Annotated in this window: 20 protein-coding genes; 11 read left to right on the top strand and 9 right to left on the bottom strand. The window is 70.6% G+C overall.

Going from position 1 to position 24,109, the window contains the following annotated elements:
- The first annotated feature begins 23 nt into the window (after positions 1–23).
- The gene (locus ACLJQE_RS24165; RefSeq protein ID WP_410641607.1) at positions 24–1,760 is read left to right on the top strand and encodes a BCCT family transporter; all 1,737 of its coding nucleotides are present in this window, start codon (positions 24–26) and stop codon (positions 1,758–1,760) included.
- Between the two features lie 47 nt (positions 1,761–1,807).
- Here ACLJQE_RS24165 and ACLJQE_RS24160 read toward each other — a convergent pair whose 3' ends face one another.
- On the bottom strand, positions 1,808–2,833 hold the full coding sequence (locus ACLJQE_RS24160) for an ion channel (RefSeq protein WP_410641606.1): 1,026 nt from the start codon (positions 2,831–2,833) through the stop codon (positions 1,808–1,810).
- 206 nt (positions 2,834–3,039) lie between these two features.
- Complete coding sequence (locus ACLJQE_RS24155) at positions 3,040–3,675, bottom strand: cation transporter (protein ID WP_410641605.1); 636 nt, start codon at positions 3,673–3,675, stop codon at positions 3,040–3,042.
- Positions 3,676–4,109: 434 nt separating this feature from the next.
- Between ACLJQE_RS24155 and ACLJQE_RS24150 the strand changes: the two genes are divergently transcribed.
- Complete coding sequence (locus ACLJQE_RS24150; protein ID WP_410641604.1) at positions 4,110–6,737, top strand: helix-turn-helix transcriptional regulator; 2,628 nt, start codon at positions 4,110–4,112, stop codon at positions 6,735–6,737.
- 1 nt (position 6,738) lies between these two features.
- On the opposite strand, the gene ACLJQE_RS24145 is transcribed toward ACLJQE_RS24150, so the two are convergent.
- The 3 genes from ACLJQE_RS24145 to ACLJQE_RS24135 form a co-directional block, all read right to left on the bottom strand.
- Entirely contained in the window at positions 6,739–9,360 is a 2,622-nt protein-coding gene (locus ACLJQE_RS24145; protein WP_410641603.1) for a LuxR C-terminal-related transcriptional regulator, read from the bottom strand.
- A 188-nt stretch (positions 9,361–9,548) separates the two neighbouring features.
- Positions 9,549–9,854, bottom strand: coding sequence for a hypothetical protein (locus tag ACLJQE_RS24140; protein WP_410641602.1), 306 nt, complete (start codon positions 9,852–9,854; stop codon positions 9,549–9,551).
- Between the two features lie 460 nt (positions 9,855–10,314).
- Positions 10,315–10,647, bottom strand: coding sequence for a hypothetical protein (locus ACLJQE_RS24135; protein ID WP_410641601.1), 333 nt, complete (start codon positions 10,645–10,647; stop codon positions 10,315–10,317).
- A gap of 367 nt (positions 10,648–11,014) precedes the next feature.
- Here ACLJQE_RS24135 and ACLJQE_RS24130 point away from each other — a divergent pair, with 367 nt between their 5' ends.
- The 3 genes from ACLJQE_RS24130 (at position 11,015) to ACLJQE_RS24120 (ending at position 12,896) form a co-directional block, all read left to right on the top strand.
- Complete coding sequence (locus tag ACLJQE_RS24130) at positions 11,015–11,248, top strand: hypothetical protein (protein ID WP_410641600.1); 234 nt, start codon at positions 11,015–11,017, stop codon at positions 11,246–11,248.
- 39 nt (positions 11,249–11,287) lie between these two features.
- Positions 11,288–11,548, top strand: a complete 261-nt coding sequence (locus ACLJQE_RS24125; protein ID WP_410641599.1) for a hypothetical protein — start codon at positions 11,288–11,290, stop codon at positions 11,546–11,548.
- A 163-nt stretch (positions 11,549–11,711) separates the two neighbouring features.
- Positions 11,712–12,896 (top strand): YbdK family carboxylate-amine ligase, encoded by a 1,185-nt coding sequence (locus tag ACLJQE_RS24120; RefSeq protein WP_410641766.1) that lies wholly within the window; start codon positions 11,712–11,714, stop codon positions 12,894–12,896.
- Positions 12,897–13,206: 310 nt separating this feature from the next.
- Here the strand turns inward: ACLJQE_RS24120 and ACLJQE_RS24115 are convergent, their stop codons facing one another.
- Positions 13,207–13,851: a TetR/AcrR family transcriptional regulator gene (locus tag ACLJQE_RS24115; RefSeq protein WP_410641598.1), complete on the bottom strand. Its 645-nt coding sequence runs from the start codon at positions 13,849–13,851 to the stop codon at positions 13,207–13,209.
- Positions 13,852–14,001: 150 nt separating this feature from the next.
- Here ACLJQE_RS24115 and ACLJQE_RS24110 point away from each other — a divergent pair, with 150 nt between their 5' ends.
- The 4 genes from ACLJQE_RS24110 to ACLJQE_RS24095 are packed head-to-tail and all read left to right on the top strand — an operon-like array spanning position 14,002 to position 20,250.
- The gene (locus tag ACLJQE_RS24110) at positions 14,002–15,291 is read left to right on the top strand and encodes an MFS transporter (protein WP_410641597.1); all 1,290 of its coding nucleotides are present in this window, start codon (positions 14,002–14,004) and stop codon (positions 15,289–15,291) included.
- A 41-nt stretch (positions 15,292–15,332) separates the two neighbouring features.
- Positions 15,333–16,706 carry an MFS transporter gene (locus ACLJQE_RS24105; protein ID WP_410641596.1) on the top strand — a complete coding sequence of 458 codons (1,374 nt, stop codon included), beginning with the start codon at positions 15,333–15,335 and terminating at the stop codon, positions 16,704–16,706.
- Positions 16,703–18,472 carry an ABC transporter ATP-binding protein gene (locus ACLJQE_RS24100; RefSeq protein ID WP_410641595.1) on the top strand — a complete coding sequence of 590 codons (1,770 nt, stop codon included), beginning with the start codon at positions 16,703–16,705 and terminating at the stop codon, positions 18,470–18,472. Before ACLJQE_RS24105 ends, ACLJQE_RS24100 begins: the two co-directional genes overlap by 4 nt.
- Positions 18,469–20,250, top strand: a complete 1,782-nt coding sequence (locus ACLJQE_RS24095; protein ID WP_410641594.1) for an ABC transporter ATP-binding protein — start codon at positions 18,469–18,471, stop codon at positions 20,248–20,250. Before ACLJQE_RS24100 ends, ACLJQE_RS24095 begins: the two co-directional genes overlap by 4 nt.
- A 175-nt stretch (positions 20,251–20,425) precedes the next feature.
- Here ACLJQE_RS24095 and ACLJQE_RS24090 read toward each other — a convergent pair whose 3' ends face one another.
- Positions 20,426–20,620, bottom strand: a complete 195-nt coding sequence (locus ACLJQE_RS24090; RefSeq protein WP_410641593.1) for a hypothetical protein — start codon at positions 20,618–20,620, stop codon at positions 20,426–20,428.
- A gap of 171 nt (positions 20,621–20,791) precedes the next feature.
- Here ACLJQE_RS24090 and ACLJQE_RS24085 point away from each other — a divergent pair, with 171 nt between their 5' ends.
- Entirely contained in the window at positions 20,792–21,061 is a 270-nt protein-coding gene (locus ACLJQE_RS24085; RefSeq protein WP_410641592.1) for a hypothetical protein, read from the top strand.
- 3 nt (positions 21,062–21,064) lie between these two features.
- Here the strand turns inward: ACLJQE_RS24085 and ACLJQE_RS24080 are convergent, their stop codons facing one another.
- Complete coding sequence (locus ACLJQE_RS24080; protein ID WP_410641591.1) at positions 21,065–22,375, bottom strand: DUF4474 domain-containing protein; 1,311 nt, start codon at positions 22,373–22,375, stop codon at positions 21,065–21,067.
- Positions 22,372–22,680 carry a hypothetical protein gene (locus ACLJQE_RS24075; protein ID WP_410641590.1) on the bottom strand — a complete coding sequence of 103 codons (309 nt, stop codon included), beginning with the start codon at positions 22,678–22,680 and terminating at the stop codon, positions 22,372–22,374. Before ACLJQE_RS24075 ends, ACLJQE_RS24080 begins: the two co-directional genes overlap by 4 nt.
- A 258-nt stretch (positions 22,681–22,938) precedes the next feature.
- On the opposite strand from ACLJQE_RS24075, the gene ACLJQE_RS24070 reads away from it, so the two are divergent.
- Positions 22,939–24,078, top strand: a complete 1,140-nt coding sequence (locus ACLJQE_RS24070) for an ABC transporter substrate-binding protein (RefSeq protein WP_410641589.1) — start codon at positions 22,939–22,941, stop codon at positions 24,076–24,078.
- The last annotated feature ends 31 nt before the right edge of the window (positions 24,079–24,109 follow it).

Genomic DNA, 24,109 nt, shown 5'->3' with positions numbered 1-24,109 from the left:
GCGCCGGTGGCGCGTGTTGAACCATGACTTCGCAGGACGGCAGGCAAGCGGAAGAAGAGGGGGTGGCGTCCGCCGCGACGGACGTCGCCAACGCACCGGACACCACCGGTCCCGGGCACCCGCCCGACGAGCACGTGCCCCTCGATGTCGCGGCCGACCGGCCGGCCGCCACCGACCGCGTCGTGTTCGGGGTCGCGGCCGCGCTCGCGCTCGCCATCATCGGCTGGGGTGTCCTCGCCCCGGCGAGCCTCGCCGACGTCGCCTCGACCGTGCTGAACGACGCCGTGATCCCTTACGGCGGCTGGGCTTTCGTGCTCACCGCGAGCGGGTTCGTCCTCTTCGCGGTGTGCCTGGCCATCAGCCGGTACGGCCGGATCCCGCTGGGCCAGGACAAGGAACTGCCGGAGTTCCGGACGTCGTCGTGGATCGCGATGATGTTCAGCGCCGGGATGGGCATCGGGCTGATGTTCTTCGGTGTCTACGAACCGGTGTCCCACCTCGCCAGCCCGCCACCGGGAACCGCGGCGCCGAACTCCGACGAAGCCGTCCACACCGCGATGGCGACGACGCTGTTCCACTGGACCGTGCACCCGTGGGCGATCTACGCGGTCGTCGGCCTCGCCATCGCCTACAGCACCTTCCGCAAGGGCCGGACCCAGCTGATCAGCTCGGTGTTCGCGCCGCTGCTCGGGAACCGGCGCACCGAAGGGCCGCTGGGCAAGGCGATCGACGTGATGGCGATCTTCGCCACGCTGTTCGGTTCGGCCGCCTCGCTCGGCCTCGGCGCGCTGCAGGTCGGCGGCGGCATGGGCGCCGTCGGCTGGATCGACGACCCGGGCAAGGGCCTGCTGGTGGCGATCATCGCGATCCTCACCATCGCGTTCATCGCCTCCGCCGTGTCCGGCGTGGCCAAGGGCATCCAGTGGCTGTCCAACATCAACATGGTACTCGCCGCGGTGCTCGCGGTGTTCGTGCTGGTGGTCGGGCCGACCGTGCTGATCCTCAACATCGTGCCCGGCGCGATCGGGGACTACTTCCGCGAGTTCGCCGAGATGTCCGGCCGCACCGGCATGACCGGCGGCGAGCAGATGCAGACCTGGCTCGGCGGCTGGACGGTCTTCTACTGGGCGTGGTGGATCTCGTGGACGCCGTTCGTCGGCATGTTCATCGCCCGCATCTCGCGCGGCCGCACCATCCGCCAGTTCATCTTCGGCGTCATCGCCATCCCGAGCATCGTGAGCCTGCTGTGGTTCGCGATCTTCGGCGGCGCGGCGATCAGCAGGCAGCGTGCCGGCACGGACATCGCGAGCGCGGGCAGCGCGCAGTCGGCGACGTTCGAGCTGCTGGAAACCCTGCCGTGGTTCGTGCCGATCGCGATCCTGGTGATGCTGCTGGTGTCGATCTTCTTCGTCTCCGGCGCGGACGCCGCCTCGGTGGTGATGGGCACGCTGTCCCAGCGCGGCAGCGTGCACCCCAAGAAGAGCGTGGTGATCTTCTGGGGGGTGCTGATGGGCGCCGTCGCGGCGGTCATGCTGCTGGTCGGCGGGAACGAGGCGCTGACCGGCCTGCAGAACCTCACGATCCTCATCGCGGTGCCGTTCCTGTTCGTGATGGTCGGGCTGTGCGTGTCGGTCTGGAAGGACCTGCGCGACGACCCGCTGATGCAGCAGGAGGACGCGATGATGCGGTCGCTGAAGGAACTGCACGACGAACGCAGCGCCGGACGCCGTCGCCGGCTCGGCCACAAGCCCCGCTCCTGACCGGCCCGGTGGCGGCCCCTGCACCCGGGACCGCCACCGGAACCGGCTCAGCGCAACGCGTCGGCGACGTCTCCGGCCGTCAGCCGTCGTGGACTGACGTAGTAGAGGGTCGCCCCCGCCGGCAGCTCGCCGTCCCAGGCGGGGTTCACGACCAGCGCGTCGCCGGTCCGCACGGCGAGGATCGTGGCCCCGTGGGCCCGGCCCAGCGCGATCCCGCACCGTTCCACGGACAGCCCACCCAGCGAGTCCGGCAAGACGACGGAGTACGTGCCCGCCCCGCCCGCGGTCATCAGCTCGGTGTAGACCTCCGCGATGCCGGGAGAAGTGATCTCCTCGGTGACCATCCGCGGCGTGTGCCAGGGGACGCACCTGATCCGCGAGTCCACGTAGCGCACCAGGTCGGCCCGTTCCATGTCCCGCAACGTGACCACGATGTGCGCCGCCGGGCCGGCGTGGCCGACCGTCACGGCGACCGCCAGCGCCTCGTTGTCGTCCCCGACGTCGACGAGCACCGTCGCCGCCCGGGCCAGGCCGGCGCGAGCCAGCACGTCCGCGGCGGTCAGCTCGCCCCGCACGAAGTCCACCGGCTGCGCGGGCATGGGGTGGACCGGCACTTCGTCCCCGGCGCACAGGACGAGCGCGCGCACGTCGTCGGCGAGCAGCTGCGCCACGATCCGCTCGGTGCGCCCGGGGGTGTAGCCGACCAGGACGGTGTGCCCGGTCTTCGCCACTGTGTTCACGCCCTGCATGCGTCGTCCCTTCGCCTGCTCCAGCGTCGAAGCGAGTCTGGTGAACACCGAGGTGAGCGTGGCGATCCCGCCCACGATGACATAGCCACCGACGACGTGCCCGGCGGTGGTCCCCGGCGAAAAGTCGCCGTACCCGACGGTCGCGGCCGTCACCACGAAGTACCACCAGTAGTTGCCCGGCTCGACCAGCTCACTGCCGGCCGGTTCGGCCAGCACCATGAGCGGCCAGCTCGTCACGAACACGAAGACCACGACGACGACCGGCAGCAGCCAACCGCGATCGAGCATCCAGCGGGCCAGCAGCCGCGACAGGAAGAAGAACAACCCGGCTCCCTTCACCCACTGCGACCACGCGTGCACCCGCCGCGAGTCGTCCGGGTACCGAGATTCGGGTCAGCGGACCATATCCCCACATCGGACACAACCGTCTTTACCGGACCGTGACGGCGTGACCGGGCTCACCGGCGAGTGGGCAACCGAGATCACCCATCAGTTCCGGCATTGCCGCGACAGGGGTTCCCGGGTTGTGGTCACGCGTCACACGTCAGCTCGCCGGACCAGGCGCGACGCCCTTCGTGGACGGCGAAGAGCGCGATGACCAGCCCTGCCGCCGCGTCCAGCCAGGTCCAGCCGAGCACTGCATAAGCCACCAGGCCGAGGAACGTGGTCACGCTCAGCCAGACGCAGAGCCGGGTTTCGGCCGCGTCCGCAACGATGATCCGCGAGTTCATCGCCAGTCCGGTTCGGCGTTTGACGGCGGCGAGAAAGGGCATGGTCACCATGGAGACCCCCGTCAGAACGATACCGATCAACGATTTCTCGGGCTTGGCTCCGATGACGATTTCGCGAACGCTCTCGGCGAAAATGACGGCCCCCAAAGCGAAGAACGTGAGCGCGACGAACCGCAGAGCGCGACGCTCCTTGCGTTCGTCGACAACGCCGGTCCGTATCGCGGCTCGAAGCCGGACCGCGATCAGCAGCGCGGAAACGACCTCGACACCCGAGTCGATCCCGAAGCCGACCAGTGCCACCGAGGCCGCGGCCAGACCGGCGCTGATGGCGATGACGCCTTCGACCACGTTGTAGCCGATCGTGACGTACTGCAGCGCCAAGGCCCGTCGCGCGGCATCGCCGCTCACATCGGGCCTCGCCCTGGGCTGTCCCACGGCCACTCCTCAAGATCCTGCCGCCGGCTCAGGAGGATGCCGGCGGGGGTTGACTTGATCATAGTGGTGGTGGTCGACGACCAGACGTCAATGGATTCGCCTCGGTGGTCCGTGAAACCCTGATCGAAACCGGCACACACATGCCGTCCAGGCGTCCGGAAGTGATCGAGCGGGCTCGGGCCCGCGGGTCCGCGTTCCGGCAGGCCCGATTCCGCGGGGTTCGGAACCCTTCGCCCGGCCGCGCGGGCACCACGACGCTCGCGACCGGGATCGGCGGGCGTCGGAGCTGCGGCAACGTGCCCATCCGGGGTGCGACAGCCGTACCGCCGCCAGAGCCCGGCCATTCGGGCGTTCCCGTTACCCGGGGTACATTGTGGACTTAGTCGGCAAAGTCCATACCACGCTTGAGAATGCCGTGCCGAGAGGAGGTTCCGGTGGGCGGAGAACAGGCTGCCGGGGTCGGGTTGCGGCGCGCCTTCGAAGCGGCCGACGCGGTTGCCGGAGACGCCGCGCTCGTCGTCTTCCGCGGCAGAAGGGGAGCGGGGAAAACCACCCTTCTGGGCGATATTCGCCGAATCTGGCACGACCGCGGGATCTGCGTCGTCCCGGTTCAGCGCGTCGAGGACGGCCCGAAGTGGGACGAGTTCGGAGCCTGGGCGGTCGTCGACGGTTTCCGGAAGGTTCTTCCGCGAATCGCGGACCCGCGGGTGACTCGGTCGATGGCTGCCGTCGGCCGATTGTGCGTCCCGCACGCCTACACCGCTTCGCCGGCTCATGCCGCCTTGGCCGCGGAGCTGGCCCGGTTGTTCTCCGCCCTGCGGGCGACCGGACGCGCCGCCCTGCTGGTCGACGACGCCCATCTGCTGCGTGACCCCGGCCTGCTGACCGCCGCCGTACAGGCCGGCTGCACAGTGGTGGCCACTTGCCACGAGGACCGCGATGCGCCCGCCCCGGCTCCGCTCCTCGGCACCGCGAACCGGCTGTTCGACCTGCTTCCGCTGACCGACGAGGACATCGGCAGCCTGCTGGCGACGGCCGCCACGGAGCCGGTCGACGAGTCCGTGGCCGGCGTGCTGCGGGTCGCGCTCGGACCGGCGGTCTGCACCCCGGCCACGGTGATCCGAACATTCGGGACATTGCGGGAGCAGAACCGGTTCGCCGCGGTGCTCGGCCGTCTCTGCCTCGCGGACCCGGCCGCTCCGATCGCCCTGCCGCCAGGACATGAACTGCTGGAACACGTCGCGCGATTCGGTGATGTGGGCCGGCAACTAGTTGCGGTTGTCGCGGGAGCCGCCCGGTACGAGATGGATGATCTCGTCACGTTCGCGGAAGCCACGAACACCGACCTCGACCGGTGCGGCGAGGCGGTGGACGGCATGGTCGCCGCCGGAGCACTCCTCAGCGACGCCGACGGCGTGCTCACCGTCTCCGGTCCCGCGCTGGCCACCGCGGTACTGGAAGACCTCGGCCCGAAGCCGGTGGCGGCACTGCACGCCGCGATCGCCCGGCAGCTGAACGCCGGTGAGCACCCTCCCCCATCGGAGCGGGTGGCCGCAGAGCACGCTTCGCTGGCCGGCGCCGCGCTGCCACCGTCCCCCGGTTCGGCGACCACGCTGATCACGGCCGCGGACCGCGTGATGCGCGCCGACCCGGCCTTGTCCGCACGCTGGTACCGGGCGGCACTCCGCCACCTGCTGCCCGGAGCCGAACGCGACAGAGTCCTGCATGCGGTGCTGCACCTGCTGGTCCACGCCGGAGATTACCGGTCGTTGCGGGAGGTCGTGGCAGAATCCGTTGCCGAGGGGGTGGACCGGCCGTGCTACGCACTCGCGGCCTCCGCCGCGCTGGCGGCCATCCACACGGGACAGCCGGTGCCGGCCGTCGTCGCCGACGCCCTGTCCGCGGATCCGGCCTGCCGGGGCCCCTTGACCGTCACCGAACGCTGGTTCGCGGGGCTCCCGGTGCCGGGCGAAGAGCTGGTCGCCGCCTTTTCACCCTTCCGCACCGGATGCCCGCTCGATGTCGAACACGGCACCCTGTCGCCCGTCGCGGCCACGGGCGAAGATCTCGATGTGGTCGCGCTGTTCAAGCTCGCGCTCGGCGCCGAGTACGGCGAACCCGTGTGCGGGCCGATCGCTTTGTACACCCGCTTGCGACACGGCTACCTCGGCGACAGCTGGTCTCGGATCCCCTCACTCGCGCGGCAGCTCGAGCTCGCCGGTTCGACTCGGACGGCCCTGCACCGCGTCGCGCGGCTGCTCACCGCGGAAGTTCTTTCGTGGCTGGGAGAATCTGCGTCAGCCCGCGAAATAGCCGGAATCGGCGGGGCGGAATGCCCCTACCCGGCACTGCGTGCCTGGGCCGAAGTCGGCGACCTGTACCGGTCCGGGGACTACGATCAGGCGCGCGCTCGCGGGTGGGCGGCGTACGAGGAGATCAAGAAAACGGCCGGGGGCATCGGCCGGGTGGGAGTCCACTGGTTCCTCAACCGCCTGGTCTACCTCGAACAAAGCGCGCAGGACGGCGTGCGGCTGCACACCCTGCACACCGAGATCCGGTGGTGGCGGGCCAGGTACGGCGGTACCGGGCTGGACATCTCCGAGCTCATGACGCGGGCGCTGGCCGGCCACGACCACGACAGCGCCGTACGCGCTGTGGCGCTCGTCCGGAACACCGGCCCGCTCATCGACCTCAAGCGCGCGTGCCTGATCGCCGGATTCACCGCCGAAGACGCGGAACCGTGGTTCCACGAGGCCTATGGGATCGCGAAGAAACTCGGTGGCGACCGGATGCACCTGAACGTCATGCGCTGGCTCGACGACCGAGGTGTCGCCGCACCGCGAAGTCGCGTGGGTGGCGAGACGTTCACCGCCGGCGAGAGGCGCCTCATCGCGCTCGTGCGGCAAGGCCTCACCAACCGCCAGATCGGCGGGGCGCTCGGAGTGAGCGAGAAAGCCGCGGAGAGCCAGCTCTCGCGGCTGTTCGCGAAGACCGGGTGCCGGTCACGGGTCGACCTGGCGAGGGCCAGCCACGAAGGCCGGATTGCCCACGCCGTCGCTTGACTCAAAAGTCCAGCTTGCCGGTGAGCATTGCGGTGGCGAGTTCGACCCGGGACCGGCAGCCGGTGTAGGAGAACAGCCTCGACAACCGGCCTTCCACACTCTTGTCGCTCGTGTGCAGGGCGGTCGCGATCTGCTTGTTGCTCAGTCCCTCGGTCACCAGCAGAGCGAGCAGGTGGTGGTTCTCCACGAGGGTCGCCTGCCTTCCGGGCACCCTGACTCCGTGTTCCTGCATCAACGTCCGAAGCCGTGCGCGGCTCATCAACGCGCCCAGGTCCCCGAAGAGGGTGTAGCTCTCGGCGAGCAGCTGCGGTTCGGCGACGCCGTACCGCACCAGCCGTTCGAACCCTGCGGCCTGTTCCAGCGGTTGGGCCCGGCGCCGCAAGAGCTGCTGTGCGGCGTCCGCGGCGGCACGGTCCCCGTGCACCAGCGCCTGGAGTGACAACCGGTGCACCTCGGCTTGTCCGGTCCCCATCTGTGCGGCGACCTCGTCCAGGTGCTGCAGGTAGGTCGGCAGGGGGTCGATCGCGCCGGTGCGCACCGCGAGGTCGGCCAGGGCGGTCCAGAGGTTGTCGGTGAGGGCGACGATGCCCGCGTCGGTGGCCTCGGCCAGCGCATCGAGGAGGAGAGCCTGGGCCTGGACCGGATCGTCCGTCAACGCGGTGTACTCGGCCTCGGGAAGTACCAGCACGTGGGAAAGCGACGGCCGGCGCGAGCGCGCAGCCGTGACCAGCTCCCTTGCCCGGGTGAGGTGCCCACGGTACAGCTGCAGCGTCGCGGCGGTGAAGGTCATGACGGTCTGGTAGGCATCACAGCCGTGGGGTGCGTTGTGGGCGATGGCCTTGCGCGTGAGCTCCAAAGCTTCCCTCGCCCGGCCCTGGTGGGCAAGCCGGATTGCTTGCGCGGCCAGCCCCAGCAGTTCGGGCGGCTGGTGCGTGCCGGACAGGAGCTGTTCCGCCTGCCGATGCTCGCCGAGAGCCAGGAGCGCACTCGTGTGGCAGGCGATCTGCCCGACCGTGTTGTCACCTGCTGCGTGACGGCGCGGGAGAGCCTCGACGTCCCCGCCGAATTCCTCCGCCCGGCCGAGCCACAGCGACGTGATCGGAGAGATGTACCCGACGTAGCCGGCCACCGAGCCGGCTTCCTCGTCCCTCCTGACCTGCTCGAGCAGTTCGGATGCCTCCTTCCAGCGGTTCAGCAGGGACAACGCGTGGGCGCGGCAGACGGCGCGCTCCAGCCGCGTCCCCGGCCACGGCCACCACTCACCACGGGCGACTTTCTCCAGCGTTTCAACGTGGTTCGCCTGGTAGAGAGCGACCTGGTGGATCAGGCAGATGCCGGGCAGCGTGCCGGCGGGCAGCTCGTCGTCGTGGCCGCGGAGGAGGGTGTCCGAGGATTCCAGGGCAAGATCCGCGCGCCCGGCGGCCAAGCAAGCTCGCGTGTGCGCGTGCAGGATCGCGGTGCGCTGCGCCCGGTCGGCGGTGAGCTTCGCGGCAGCAAGCAGCCAGGAGATTGCGCGGTCTTCGGCCACCTCGCCGTCCGAAGACCGCTTCGCGGCGGCCAGGAGCTCGGTGGCGGCTCGTTCGGGGTCGACCATCCGGCCGGCCTCGGCGAGGCGGTCGGGCAGGTAGTGGGGATCGTCGCAGCGGGCGGTTCCGGACCACAGCGCGAGCACCGCGGTCCGTGCCAGCCGACGCCGCTCGTAGGGGCCCACCACGGTCCTGAGCGTGGCCGCGACCAGCGGGATCCGGAACCGCCACGCCGAGGTCGCCGGCAGGTACTGCAGCACGCCCTCTTGCTCCAGAACGAAGAGGGCGGCTCGTACGCCGTCTTCGCGGAGGTCCATGGTTCGTGCCGCCAGGCCGGGCGCGGCCTCGCCCATCGGGCCCAGCACCGCGATGGCCTTGGCCACGCCCCACACCGGTTCCTCCATGTCGTGCAGCGCCTGCACGAGCGCGTGCCGGGTCGCCGGCACGGGGTTCCGGTACCCGTCGAGGTAGGCGTGCCGGTCGACCGTCCGGATCAAGCCCTGCTCCCTCATGAGAGTCAGGGAGACGGCGACCGCGCCCGGCCAGCCGCGGGTCAGCTCCCACAGCCGGGTCACCAGATCCGGGTCCGGGCGAGCCTGGATCACCTCCATGACGTGTTCCGCCATCCGGGACCGCCGGAGCGGACGCAGGATCACCTGCCGGACAAGGCCTTCTTCCTGCAGCCGGGCGAACGCGGCACCGAACCGGGCGCGCACCGGGCGCGGTACCGGCAGCGGGACGACGCACACGCACCGCAGGCTGGTACCGGCCAGCCGGCCCACGGCTTCCGCGAAGGTGCCCAGGACTTCAGGCCGCATCCGGTGCGCGTCGTTGACGAGCAGGATCGTCGTTCCGGCATCGCCGGACGCACCGCGTTTCGGGATGTGGACACCGGCGACCAGCTCGGCGGAGGAAAGTGCGACAACTTGCGTGTCGTCGTCGCCTCCCGCCTTCCGGCAAAACCCGAGCAATTCCTCGACCATGCCGCCGAGATCGACGCTGGGGCCGCAGACGAGCACCAGGGGCTTCCCGAGCCGCCGGTCGACGATCTCGCGAACGATCTCCTGGCAGACGGCGGGTATGCGGTCGGCGTGCATGGTCGCATTGTGGACACAACCGGCTCGGGAGCGCCCCGCTCGCGGTCGTCCGCAGTGGACCCCACACCGAAGATCCACCCGATCGGGTGGTCCCGGAGGGAGGCGGCCGAAGGCGACCTTGCCGGGCTGGGCCGCGGAAGGCGCCCTCAGCCGCCCCATCAGGGTTGCCGTGCTTCCCTGCCCTATGGTCAAAGCTCGTAAATGCACGAAACGGTAGCCTTCCACCGCTTGTCCGGCTGAAGAGTGGTCACGATGGGAACGGTGAGCTTGCTCGTCCCGTGAAGGGTGACGACGCAAAACTCGAATGCGTTCTCAATGGCTTCCTGCTGAGTCGCTCCCCACGACGTCGCGGTTGTCCCGCCAGCCGCCGGCCGGGCAGTGGTGGTGGTCGCCGCGGCTGCCGGCAGGGCGGTGATCGCCAGCATGGCGCCTGCCGCCACCGTGACGCCCAGGCCCCGGTTGAACCAGTTCTTCTCGGTGAGCTTACGTGTCATTGAAGTACTCCTATCTCTTGACAAGGATGTCCGCAACGGACAGTCCTCCCCGATCCGGCGGTGCCTCCGAACGAACGTGCTGCAACGTGAAGTAATCCAGCGGTTCCAGGTCTGCCACACCGGCAACGTCGTATTCGATGTCAGCTTGATTACTGAAGCCAGGCTATGGATGCATGCCACGACGAGGCAACCGCGCCCAAGTGCCGCGAAGGGAATCCCTCATCGGGAAACGTGTCCCGTCTCGTCGGGCACCGCCGGAGAACTCGAGGGCGCAAACCGCATGAATGCGCGTGCCCGCGCGGAATCGAGGACATGGCCATGCCCGCGCGGGCACGCATCCCGGCGAACTGCGAGATCACCCGGAACGGCGGCTATCCGACGCCGCGCACCTGCTTCGCCGCGCTGAAGAGCGCGTACGCGCGCCAATACGGTTCATTTCGAACTCTTCCTCGGAGCTCGATCAGCAACCGACACGGAGGGTCGCCAGCGCGGTGGCGGACAGATTGCCACCGTGCAACCGCAGGCTGACCGGCTGCTCGTCGACGTACTTGCCACCGTGGGCGGCGGCGGCGACGATTCCGAGCACGTTGTGAGCCTGGTTGGCGAAATTGGCTTCCGCCGCGCGGTCGGTCGCCGCGCGTGCGGCTTTGACACCCGCGAGCGCGACGGTCAGCGCGGCATGCTCCGCGGCGAAGCAGCCCACCGGAAAGAGCCGATCGGCCAGGTGGAGCGCCGAAAGCACGCCACCATCGGCGGCGATCTGCTTGTTCGCCGCAACTTCGACAGTGTTCACTGAACTCCTCGTTCCTCGTTTCCGGACATCTCGAACCCTCGCTCAAGGATTCACCCGGGCAGCACGCAACGATAGTGAACGGAGTGCGCATCACATCGACACGCTGACACAACCGAAGAGGGAATCCCCCACGAACGCCCCGCCGGCTGCGGCAAGGATATCGGCGCGCAGCACAACCAAGAACCCTTCACGACACTCGCGAAGGGAATCCCTCAGCAACCAGGTTTCCGCAGGTCAGCGGCCACATCGAGGCTGATGGCAGCACACGGCAACGGCCGCCAAAACTTTCTCGGATTTCGGAGACTCCGGTCAGCGTCATTTTACTAGACTGACACTGCTCACTGATTCCACAGAAAGGGACGATGTGATGAACCAGATCGAACTGGCCGCCTCCCGCAGCACCGACATGACGGCGCTGAACTTCGCCACCGCCGAAAACGTCGTGTCATGCTGGGCGGTTTCGACTCCCCTCTGCGGCGACCCCCAGATGTGGTGCATGGCGGTCTTCGGCGGCTTCTTCAACGCGAAGGGCGAAAACGCACCACCCAAGGGTGAGACGCGGCCGGACATGTCCCTCTCGGACCTTCTGGCCCTGCGCTAGTTCCGCACCGCGGGCCGGAGTCAGCCGGGAGGGTCCGGGATGGTCCGCCGCTGGGTGATCAGGTCGGCGCGCACGTCGCCGGTGCCGGGGAACTCCGGCGCCGCCGGCTCTGCACGAAGTCCGGCTTCGGCAGGCCGGCCGCTGCCGCGCGACCGCGGGATCGGCGGAGCACCGGGCGGCTTTCTCTTCCCGGGCGTCACCACCCTCAAGCTGAGCCGGCAGCCCCACCCGGACCCGTCCTCCCGCGACGTCCGGCTCGACGACCCGACCGTGAGCACCCATCGCCTCGGCCCGCACTGATCATGCGGAGTCTGCGGTGGCGATGCCCAGACGGGCCGCGGGCGACCGGGGGCCGGCGCGGCCCGCGGAAAGGCCGAAGGTTCCGCGATGGTGACCTGAGGCCCTACTCGGGTGCGGGCGAGCCGGTGAGACTGGCGATCCGGACGAGGGACGGAGCTTGACCGTGCACGTGCGACTTTCCCTGCCGGAAAGGAACGACCTCACGCTCGGCGTAGAGGAGGAATTCGTCCTCGCGGACCCGGCGACCGGTGGCGTGTCGCTCGCCGCGCCCCGGGTGCTGGAGCTGCTCGACGGCGAACCCGCCGTGATGCCGGAGTTCCTGCGGTTCCAGATCGAAACCGCCACCGCGATCCACACCGGCCTCGACGGAATCCGGGCGGACCTGCTCGGGTTGCGCCGGCTCGTGGCGGACGCGGCCGGCCACGCCGGCTGCCTGGTGCTGGCGTCCGGGACGCCCCCGTGCGGCGACCTGCCGGGCCTGCCCGGCGTCACCGCCGAACCGCGGTACCGCACGCTGGCCGCCCGGTACCCCGCCCTCCTCGCGGAAGCCGGCACGTGCGCCTGCCACGTGCACGTCGGCATCCCGTCCCCCGGACTCGGCGTCCGGGTCCTGGCCGGCCTGCGCCCCTGGCTCGCTCCCCTCCTCGCCATCAGCGCCAACTCGCCGCTCGCCCACGACGAGGATTCCGGCTGGGCCAGCGGGCGGTACCCGCTGTGGTCGCGTTGGCCGACCGCGAAACCGCCGCTGGACTGGCCGGACGCGACCGCCTACGCCGCGAGCGTCGACGCCGCGGTACGCCGTGGTGAGGCATCGGACGCCAACGGCGTCTACTACTACGCCAGGCTCTCGCCGAAGTACCCGACGGTCGAGATCCGGGTCGCCGACGTCGGCTTGACCGCCGAAGACGCGGTGCTGCTCGCCGGGCTGATCCGCGCCCTCGTGGTCACGATCCTCGCGGAGGCCCGGGCCGGCGTCGCGCCCCGGCCGGTCCGGACCGCCCTGGTCGCCGCATCGCTCACCGCCGCGGCTCGCGGCGGCTACCCCGGCCACGGCATCGACCCCTTCACCGGGCAGGTTCTCCCGCAGCACGTGCTCGTCGACCGGCTCCTGGAGTACGTCCGGCCGGCCTTGCAGGCCAACGGGGACGTCGCGACGATCAACCGGCAGCTCGCCGCGGTACAGGCCGGGGAAACCGGCGCGGCGCGTCAACGCGCGTTGTTCACGGAGGACGGCGCACCGGCCGCGCTCGTGGCGAAGCTGGCATCGGCGACCCTCACCGGGACAACCGGGCCGGGCGGCTCCGGGCCACCGTCCAGGCAACGACCGGCCGACGTCCACGGCGGCTGAGCCGGCCACCTCCCTCTGCCCGCCTGCGGCCGACCGCTGACCGGCGGCGCGGCCAAGGCGCGGCGGGGTGCCGGCGATGACGGCCGCCAGGCTGCCCGCTCCCTCAGCCGGCTTTCGGCATCACCTGCGAGCGCGCATGAACTCCTCGCTCTCGCGGCTGATCAAGGCGGCGAGCTCGCCGGCATCCCGGCGTCCTGCCGCGTCACGGAGAGCGGACGGCGGCGTCCGGACCGGCCGGTGGAGTCCACTGTGTACCGACCATGTCGAGTGTGGACAATCGGCGACCGTCGTCGGTGAGCACCGCCCGCACTCAGCCCGCGGGCTCGACGTAGCGGCGGCAGAGGTTCAGGCTTTCGGCGATCACCGTCCGGACGAGGTCTGTGGCGGGGTCGGTCGTCTCGTGGCGGCCGGCCCGCTCCACCAGGTAGTCCGCGGTGCCGTGCATGGTGTTGTACAGCAGGATCGCGGCGGCGTGGAAGTCGGTCAGGGCGAAGGCGCCGGCTGCGCTGCCGGCTTCGAGGAGGTCCGCGAGTGCGGCTGCGTGCTGGTTGATCGCGGGGTCGGCTGCCTGGCCGTGCCCGGCGCTCGGCCGGCCGGCGGCGTCCGCGCTGCGGGGGTGGTGGAACAGCGCGTCGTGCAGGTCGGCGTGGGCGAGGTAGCCGCGGATGCTGGATTCCATCCAGTGCAGCAGCCGGCCCATCCAGTCGCCGGCCGGGAGCCGGTCGAGTTCGGCCTGCTGCCGGGCGGCGAGGTCGTCGACGAACCGGTCCTGCAACGCGCCCAGGAGCTGTTCCTTGGAGCGGAAGTACAGGTAGAAGGTGCCCTTGGCCACCTCGGCGCGGACGGTCACCTCGTCCACGGTCAGCCCGGCGACCCCTTTGTCGAGCACGATCTGCAGCGCGGCGTCCAGCAGGTCGCCGCGGCGTCGTTCCGGTGCCTCCGTGCGCTGCCTCACGCGATCGTCCTTCCTCCTCGTGCTGCCGCCACCAGGCGGCTGACCACGCTCATTGTGACCGTTCCGGCGGAGCCGCCGCCAAGCGGCTTGCCATCGACAATCATGTTCATTAATGTGACTGGCGGTCAGTCAGTCGACAGAAGGATGCCGATGGTCGAGCGTGTCGAGGGATCACCGCCGCCGGCGGTGACCGGTGCCGGGCCACCGGCGTTGTCGCGACGGCGGCGGTTCACCGCGATCGCCGCGCTGTACCTGGTGGCCGATATCGGTTACTCGTTCTTCTTCGGGGCGTTGAACACGATCCTGTTGCAGGGTGGGGTGCGCCTCGGGCAGCTGGCGTTGATCAACCTGCTGGGACTGCTGTATGCGGGCCGGTTCCTCGTGGGACCGCTCGTCGATCGCGTGCGGTTCGGGTCGCTCGGCCACTACCGCGGCTGGCTGGTGCTCACCCAGCTCGTGCTCGTGCTGGTGTGGCTCACGCTGGTCCCGCTGGATCCGGTCGGGGATCTGCCCGTGGTGCTGGCGCTCATGGCCGTGGGGCTGGCGGTGTCGGCGGTGCACGACACGGCGATGAACGGGCTGGCGGTGCGGCTGCTGCCCCCGCGGGACCGGGGCCTGGGCAACGGTATCCAGACCGGGATGGCCGGTGTGTCGATCGTGCTCGGCTCCGGTGGCGCACTGCTGCTGTACTCGCACGCGGGCTGGAGCGTGACGATCGGCGTGCTCGCGGCCCTGTTCCTCGTGCCGTTCGGGGTGCTGCTGTGCACGACCGAACCGGCTGACGGGCACCCGGCCCGGCGGGGGCTGCCGTTCGCCGAGGTGGTGACGTTGTTCCGGCAGCGCCGGGTGCGCACGTGGACGCTGCTGGTCGTGCCGGTGTTCGCGATCGGCGGGTACGTGGCCACCGCGGTGCAGGTGCCGATGCTGCTGGCCGCGGGCTGGTCGCTGGACCGGATCGCGCTGGTGCAGGGCACGTTGTCCGGCCTGGTGGGACTCGCGGCCGGGCTCGGCGTCGGCGCTCTGGTCACCCGGCTGGGCCGGCGCCGGGCCGCGCTCGCCGTCGGCGTGTTCTGGGTGTTCGCCTTGGCGCTGTTGCTGCCCCTGTCGCTGGGCGGGTCCACGGCGGTGCTGGACGCGGGGGCCGTGCTGGCTGTTACCGCGGCTTACAGCGGGATGGGGGTGTGCGTCTACACCGTGTCGATGGACCTGGCCCGCCCTGCCACCGCGGCCACGGACTTCACGCTGCAGATCTCCGTGCTCGGGGTCCTGCGGCTCGCGATGAGCTCGGCGGGGCTGGCCGTGGCCGGAGCCGCCGGCTTTCCGCCGCTGATCGGGGTCTCGGTACTGCTCGCGGCCGCCGGCACCTGGATCACCGCTCACTGGCTGCGCGGCCACCACCTCTCGTCCGATCCGCTCGACACACCCAGGGAGTTCGCATGACCGACGTCGCGTCACCAGTACGGCCGCGAGGACGAAGCGCTGTGCTCGTGGCCGTGTTCGCCGGCACGTTCACGGCGTTGCTGGACAGCACGATCGTCGCCGTCGCCTTGCCTGCACTGCAGGTGGACCTGCACACCGGCACCGCCGGGGTGCAATGGATCGTGAACGCCTTCACCGTCTGCCTGGGCGCGCTGACGCTGTCCGGCGGGTCGCTGGGCGATCGCTATGGCCGCAAACGGTGCTTCCTGACCGGGCTCGCCATCTTCCTCGCCGGCTCGCTGCTGTGCGCACTGGCCGGCACCCTGGCCGCGATGATCGCCGGACGTGCGCTGCAAGGGATCGGCGCCGCGCTGGTCGTACCCGGTGCCCTCTCGCTGCTGGGCCAGATCGAGCCCGACCCCCGGCGCCGCGCCCGCCTCCTCGGCTACTGGGGCATGGTCGCCAGCCTCGCCGTGCTCGCCGGCCCCATCCTGGGCGGGCTGCTCATCCGCGGCTTCGGCTGGCCGGCCATCTTCCTGGTCAACCTCCCCATCGGCCTGGCAGCCGGGTGGCTGGGTGTTCGCCGCATTCCCGAATCCTCCGACCCCGAGCACGCCGCACTCGACCCCGCTGGGCAGCTCCTCGGCATCGCCGCACTCGGCCTGCTGTCCTACGCGATCATCGGCGTCGGCACGCACGGCTGGACCGGACCGGTCACGCTCACCGCCTTCGCACTGGCCGTCCTCGCGATCGCCGCGTTCATCCGGGTCGAGCGGCGGACGGCCCGCCCCATGCTGCCGATCGGCCTGTTCCGCGACGCCCGTTTCGCCATCCTCAACGCGGCCTCGGTCCTGCTCGGGTTCGGCGCCAACGGCGCCTTTGTCCTGCTTTCCCTGTTCCTGCAACAGGTCCAGCACCACTCGCCGCTGGCCACCGGGCTTCTGCTCACGCCGATGACCCTGGCCGTCATCCCGGCCGCCAAACTGGCCGGCAGCCTCACCGCCGCCCGTGGCCCCCGGCTGCCGATGCTGATCGGCTACGGCATCACCGGCGCGAGCCTGCTCGGGCTGATGACGCTCACTCCCGACCAGCCCTACCCGGTGCTGGGGGTACTGCTGCTGATCAACGGGATCGGCCAGGGCCTGGCCATCACCCCCGCCGCGGCCGGGGTGCTCGCCCTGGTGCCCCGGCAGCGTTCCGGGATCGCCTCGGCCACCGTCAGCACCGCGCGGATGGCCGGCACCTCGCTCGGTATCGCCTTGCTCGGCGCCGTGCTGGCCGCGCACCTCACCTCCGGCACGCCCGCGCAGTTCACCAGCGGGATGCACACCGCGATGCTCGTCGCCGGCCTCGGCGTGCTGGCCGCCACGGCACTGCTGGCGCTGATGCCACGCACGACACAACCGATCAGCGCCGGGGCGGGGGTGGCGAAGTGAGCGAATCGGGCGTGCTGGGATTCGCCGTCCGCACCGCACTCCCCCGGCTGGCCGGCGTGGTGGCGGTGGGGATCGGGGTGGTGCTGACCCGCTTGGTCCAAGCCGGTGCGCTGGCGGTGTTGATCACGGCCCCGCTGACGAGCCGGTCCTGGGAGACGGCGCTGTGGGGGTTGTGGCCGGCCGCGGGAATGGTGCTGCTGCGAGCGGTTCTGCTGTGGGTGGGCGAGTCGATCGCTCAGGCGGCGGGACATCGGGTGACCGTCGACGTGCGGCGCCTGGTGCTGGAACACCTGCTGTCCCTGGGGCCCGCCTACGTGGCCACCCGCTCCAGCGGAAGAGTCGCCGCGACCCTGGTGGAAGCAGCTTCGGCTTTGGAGACGGCCGTCGCGCGCGGTGGTCCGGCCCGGCTGTTGTCCTGGATCGGCCCGTTGCTCGCCGTGGTGGCGATCGGGATCGTCGACCCGCTCAGCGGAGCGCTGATCGCACTCGCAGTCGTCATCGCGCAGACCGCCGGTCCACTGTGGAACCGCATCGGCCGGAAGGGGCACGACACGGTCTTCGCCGATCTCGCGGCGATGGACGCCGGATTCGTCGAAGCCGTGCAGGGCATGCCCACCGCCAAAGCATTCGGTGCGACGGACCGGGTGCGCGACCGGCTGGCGGCCCAGGCTGAGCGGGTGCGGGTGGCGAGCATGCGGGTACTGACCGCGTTGTTCACCCAGATGCTGGTCGTGCGGTGGGCGATCGCCGGCGCCGGTGCGGCGGTGGTGGTGCGCATCGGCGTCCTCGCCGCGGACGGACGGATCTCCGCGGTGCCCGCCGTGACGGTCGTCCTGATCACGCTGGTCGCCTTCGTCCCGATCGAGGAGGCGGCCAAGTACCGGCACGCGAGCCTGACCGCCCCGCTCACCGCGGCCAAGCTGGACGCCTTCCTGGCCGAGCGCCCCTCGGCAACCGGATCGACGCACACCGGAACGCTGACGACCGCGCCATCGAGGATCGCACTGGAGCAGGTGTCGTTCCGCTACCCCGGCCGTGACGAGAACGCCCTCTCGAACGTGAGCCTCGAACTGCGGCCCGGACGCACGGTCGGACTGGTCGGGCCCTCCGGCTCGGGCAAGAGCACCCTGGTGTCGCTGGTGCTGCGGCTGGTCGACCCGACTTCCGGCCGGATCGTGGTGCACGGCGGTGGCGTGGACGGCGGTGGGGTGGACGGCGGTGGGGTGGACGGCACAGACCTGCGTGACCTGCCGCAGGAGCACTGGTGGCAGCACGTCGCGGTGGTCAGCCAGGACACCCACCTGTTCCCCGGGACGCTGCGGGAGAACATCGCGCTGGCCCGCCCCGACGCGCCACTCGACGAGGTCGAGGCCGCCGCGGCCGCCGCCGGCCTGGCCGCCGACATCGCCACCATGCCGGCCGGCTTCGACACCCCGGTCTCCGAACGCGGCGCCACCCTGTCCGGAGGTCAACGGCAACGAGTCGCGATCGCCAGGGCACTGCTGGCCGACCCGGCCGTGCTGATCCTCGACGAGGCGACCGCGGCGCTGGACGGCCGCACCGAGCAGAGCGTGCACGACACCATCGCCCGGCTCACTCGCGAGAAGGCCGTGCTGATCGTGGCGCACCGGCTGGCGACGGTGCGCGACGCCGACGAGATCGTCGTCCTCGACCACGGCACGGTCGTCGAACGCGGTACCCACGAAACCTTGCTGAACAACGGCGGGACCTACCACCGCCTCGTCCGCTCCGGAGCGACCCTGTGACCACGCGAACCGCTACCGAGACCATCGACCGGCCACTGTGGCGGCTCGTGCCCTACATGGCATCCCGGCGAGTCGTGTTCGGGCTCGTCATCTGCTCGGGCCTGGTCTACTACGCCACCATCGTCGCCCTGCCCGCCCTCACCGCGTACCTGTTCGGCACCCTCGTGACCGGACACCACGGAGCCGGCGGCGCGCTCGGGACGGGGATCGTCATCGCCGTGGCCGGTGTCGTCGCCGCGGCCGGCCTCGCCCAGTGGTGGCAGGCCAGCGTCGGCCACGGCTGGGCCTATCGGCTGCTCAAGGAGTTGCGGGTGCGCATCGTCGACGGCATCGCCCGCGCCACCCCGGGCCGGCTGCTGGGCCGCCGCACCGGCGAACTCGCCGACATCGCCAAGAACGACGTCTCGGCCACCGAACTGTTCTTCGCGCACACCGCCGGCGACTACCTCGGCGCGACCGCCGTCTCACTCGCCACGCTGGTGGCCGTCGCCGTGCTCGACCCACTGTGTGCGCTGGTGCTGGCCGTGCTGATGGTCCTGGTCGCCGCCGTACCCGCCGTGCTCGCGCGTCGCGCCGGCGAGCAAGGCCGGTCAATGCGTGCGGCCGGCGGAGAAGTGGCCGGCGAGACGATGGATGTCATCCAGGGCCTCCGGGAACTCGCCCTGGCCCGCCGCGGGCGCGACTACGCCGAGCGTGTGCTCGCCCGCGGCGATGCACTCGCTGCCGCGCACCGCCGCTACGCACGCCGCGCCGGGGCCGAACTGGTCACCACCGAACTGCTGCTCGGCCTCGGGCTGCTCGTCCTGGCCACCGTCGCCGGCACCCAGGTCGGCGCGGGTGGCCTGGCCCCGCAGTGGCTGCCGGTGGTGATCGTGCTGGGCACCTCCGCGCTGGCGCCGATCGCCACCGTCTCGGCCACCGCCCGCACCCTGGGCGATGTGCGGGCCGCGGCGGCCCGCGTGCTCACCATCGTCGGTTATCCCGCCCACGTCGAGGAGCCCGCCGCACCGGACCGGGTTCAGTCCGCAGTGCCCACCGTCGAGTTCGACGATGTCCGCTTCGGCTACCCCGGCCAGTCCGGCGACGTGCTCCGCGGCGTGTCCCTGCGGATCGAGCCCGGTGAGACCGTCGCGCTGGTCGGGCGCTCCGGCGCGGGGAAGACGACGTGCGCACACCTCCTGCTGCGCTTCTGGGACACCACGACGGGGACGGTCCGCATCGGCGGCGCCGACGTGCGCGACCTGGCAACCGAGGACCTACGCCGGACCGTTTCCCTTGTCCCGCAAGACATCTTCCTGTTCGACGACACGATCGCCAACAACATCCGCCTCGGCCGGCCCGACGCCACCGACACCGAGGTCCACCACGTCGCACGGCTCACCGGCGCGCACGACTTCATCCACGCACTACCGGATGGCTACGACACCCGCTGCGGCGAACGCGGCGCGGCCCTGTCCGGCGGGCAGCGCCAGCGCATCGCCGTCGCACGGGCACTGCTGACGCAGGCCCCCGTGCTCGTCCTCGACGAGGCAGTGTCCAATTTGGACACGGAAAGCGAACGTGCCCTGCACGAGAGCCTGGAAGCCACGCACGGATCCCGGACCACCCTCGTGATCGCCCACCGGCTGTCCACCATCCGCCGCGCCGACCGCGTCGCCCTGCTCGACGACGGCACCGTCATCGCCGAAGGAACGCACGACGAGCTCGTCGCGAACGCGGCCGGATACCGGCGGCTGCTGGCCCGCCAACACAACGACGCGGTCCCACCGGCCTCCTGACCACGATCACGTCCCGCTCATCGAGCGGCCAGTGCCCTCCGGCCCGCGTCCGTCAGCTCAGCTCGGACGCGGGTCCCCGGCGGCGCCGGTGCCACCAGGCCCGTGTGCGCCAGCTCGTGTGCCGTGCTCTGGTCGCAGCACGGGAGTTCGTCCACGTACAGGTCCGGTTCCACGCTCACCGTGAGGTGCGCCCGGCCCGCCGCCGCCGCCGCCCGCCCGCAACATCGCCGGGGTGCGGCGGTGCCCTCATGCCGACGACGGCGATCGGCTCCTGCGCGCGGCCGGCCAGTTCGCGCAGCTGCCGCCGGGTCCTGTGCAGGTTGGCGGTCGCCGGCTCCGGATAGTCGCGAAGCTTTTCCTCGTTCGCCATCCATGCTGGCGGAGGTGCCCCGCACGGTCGTGGGCGAACCCGGCCGCGAGGCGTTCACCGCCCGGGAGGCGGCGATGACGACGGCCTGACCCGCCTCACCGCATCGGCGAGCTCCTCGGCGGCCTGCGCAAAACGGGCCGGAACCCGGTCCGGTCCGCCTAGGCTGGGGGCATGACCGACTCGAGGCGGGGTTCCGGCGAAACGCCGGAGGAGCTGGCAAGCGCGTTGCGGGACCGGGCCAGGAGCGCCGCCACCACGGCGTTGCGCGCGGGCCTGGAAGACATCGAAGACCGGCACGGCCGGCACGTCGCCGACGAGGTCGCGGCCTTGGTCGACGTCGACCGGGTGTTCGCCGGCCTGACCGGGAAGCCCGCCCCCGCCCGCCGCCGCGACGAGGACGACGACGGGCCGTACGAGTTCAGGCCGGTCACCTCGAGGTAGGGGTCACTTCCGCCAGTCGTAGCTGAGGGTGGGCGGGTGGTCGGAACCCTTCGTGACGGTCAGGTGCTCTTCAGGGTGCGCGGCGGCCCACCGGGTCATCTCGTCGTACATCCGGTCGCGCATGTCGGCGTCCCGCACCTCGATCGTGGCGCGCTGGCCCAGCTGTTCGGGCTGCACGTCCGGGTCGGTGCGGATCGCCAGGTTCCAGAAGTGCTTCTTGTCGGTGCCGTCCGCGCCCTGGCCGTCGTTGGTGAAGTAGACCTCGCCGGTTCCCTTGTCGTAGATCGTCTGGGTCACCTTGATCTGGTCGTCACCCTGGGCGGCGTTGAAGTGCCCGTCGTTGTTCGGCGAGTCACTGGTGTAGAACCCGACCTCGCCACCGAACGCGTCGCCGGCCCCGTAGCTGCCCTTCCACAGCTCCAGCCGGTACGTCTTCCCCGTCTTGGGGTCGGTGAACTCCATGTTGTCGCCGTCGGCGCCGGTTTCGTCGAGGTGCATCCCGAGGTACGGCCCGAACTTGTCGTAGAGGTCGCGCCACCCGAAGTAGCTCTGCGCCGAATGCTCGCCGGTGGTGTAGAAGTCGCCTTCCTCGTTGTACTTGAAGCCGAGGTAGTCGTAGATCTTCTGCGCGACCTCGGGGTTGCGCATGAGCTTGTCCCACTCGCCGTGCACGAGGGCGTCCCTCAGCTCCGGGTTCTTCGCCACCAGCGCGGCGAGGCCGGGCAGCTCGCGGAGCATGATCGCGGCGATCTCGGCGTTGTTCCGCTTCTCGGAGCCCGCGAGCTCCCACACCTGGCCGGTCTTGAACCGGAGTTTCTGGCCCTCGATGAGCAGGATCGCGTCGTAGGTGGTGGTCACCCGCTCCAGGTCGGCCAGCAGGACCAGGGCCTCGGCCTTGAGGACCTTGTCCCTCGCCCAGGTGGCGGCGAGGTCGACCGGGCGGATCCCGAAGCCGTGCCACTCGTGGTCGAGCTTCTTCTGGAGGGCCTGGGCGTCCGCGCGCTTGCTCCGGGCATCCTGCTGGGCCTTCGCCAGCGCGTCGCGGATCGTCTCGAACGACTTGGCCGACTCCTCGAGGTCCTGGGCCTGGTCGTCGCGGTTCTTCTTGAACGCGTCCAGCGAGTTCAGCGCCGCTTCGCCGGCTCCGCCGCGCCAGCCCTCACTCAGCTGGACGCGCACGTTCTCCAGCAGAGCCTTGGTGTCCTCAAGCATTTCCTTGGTGGCCCGGCAGGCCCGGGCGCGGTCGTCCAGCTCGGTGGGGCTGCCCTTCTCCACCTGGTCGGCGAGCGCGTGGATCTTGTCGAAAACGCTCACCGGTCGATCGATTCGAAGCTGCCGTCCAGGGCTTTCAGGAAGGCGTCACGGGCTTCGGAATCGGTGCCGTGGTAGCTCTTCACGGCGGTTTGGATGCTTTTGACCAAACTCTCGACCTGTTGCTGGGCGGCGTCCAGGTCGTCCTTCCGAGTCGCCAGCCAGACCTCGTAGTCACCGGCGAACCCACCGGCCCGCGCCGTGCTCCCGACGTTCGGCGACCCTCCCGCGGAAAGCGTCGGCGGCTTCCCTCCGCCGAGCTTGGCCGCCGCGTTGCCGATGTCCGCGACGTCGACCTCGAAACCCACCGGATCTCCTCCCCTCGGCCACCCTCGGCGAGTGACACTCCCTGTCAGCAATGTAACACCATGTCGCATGCGAGACGCGTGGTTTCGCCTGCTCGGTGCCGACGGTGACCCGAGGCGAACGACACGAGAGTCACATCGCGATCGTTGACTCTGCAGATATCTGACAGCGCAGGTACTGTTGCGTCAGATAACGCTCGCTGTCGCCGTTCCGGCGGATCGACGCTCCCTTCCCTGTCCACGACCAGAAAGGGTTGCCCAGTGACCAGTCTTCCCAGCCGGCGGAGCTTCCTCGCCGCCGGAGCGGGTGCCGCGCTCGGCCTCACTGCGCTCGGTGCCACCGCCTCCGCGGCCGCAGCCGCTCCCACCGGCTCGTCGCGCGGCTCCGGCCCCGAGGAGACCAGGACCCTCGACGAGCTGTACCGGGACGCTCTCGCCGAGGGCGGCAAGCTCGTGGTCTACGCGGGTGGCGACCTCGCCGACTCCGGCAGCGGCGCGGGCGCGCGAACGGCCTTCCGCCGGCGGTTCCCGGAGATCGACCTCCAGCTGATCGTGGACTACAGCAAGTACCACAACGTCCGCGTGGACAACCAGCTGGCGACCGGCACCCTGGTCCCCGACGTCGTGCAGCTGCAGACGCTGCAGGACTTCACCCGCTGGAAGCGCGAGGGCCGGCTGCTGCACTACAAGCCCGCCGGCTTCGGCAAGCTGTACGACAGGTTCCGGGATCCGGACGGCGCCTGGATCGCCGGCATGGTCATCGCCTTCAGCTACGTGTACGACGTGGCAGCCGCCGGGACCAACCCGCCACGGACGCCGCTGGACCTGGTCGACCCGCGCTGGAAAGGCGCCGTCGCCTCGTCCTACCCGCACGACGACGACGCGGTGCTCTACCTCTACTCCCGCTACGTCCGGACCTACGGCTGGGACTGGATCGCGCGCCTCGCCGCCCAGCAACCGCAGTTCGCCCGCGGCTCCTTCTCGCCGGGCACCGCGATCACCAGCAAGTCGGCGGTCATCGGCATCGGCACGGGCGGCAACCCCGCCGGCACCGGCCCGATCCGCATGGGAATGCCCGACGGGCACCCGTTCATGGCGTGGGGCCAGCGGATCGCGATCCTCAGGCAGGCCGCCAACCCGACCGCGGCCAAGCTGTACCTGAACTGGCAGCTGTCCACCGAACGCCAGACCTCCACCAGCTGGTCGGTCCGCACGGACGTCGCCCCGCCCGCCGGCCTGAAGCCGATCTGGGAGTACCCGAACGCCAATGTGGACGGATTCCCGCGGTTCATGGAGGACCGCGCCGAGGTCGAGCGGCTGAAGCAGACCTTCGCCCTGTATTTCGGCGAGGTCAAGGGCGACCCGACACCCGGCTGGCCCGGCCTGCACCCCGGAGCATGACCCTCGCTGTCAGCGTCCCCGCCCCGCACGA

The organism is Amycolatopsis sp. lyj-346, from assembly GCF_046548975.1.
Taxonomy (GTDB): domain Bacteria; phylum Actinomycetota; class Actinomycetes; order Mycobacteriales; family Pseudonocardiaceae; genus Amycolatopsis.
Note: the sequence above shows the minus strand (reverse complement) of the source record. Positions and strands in the feature narration are given on the sequence as shown.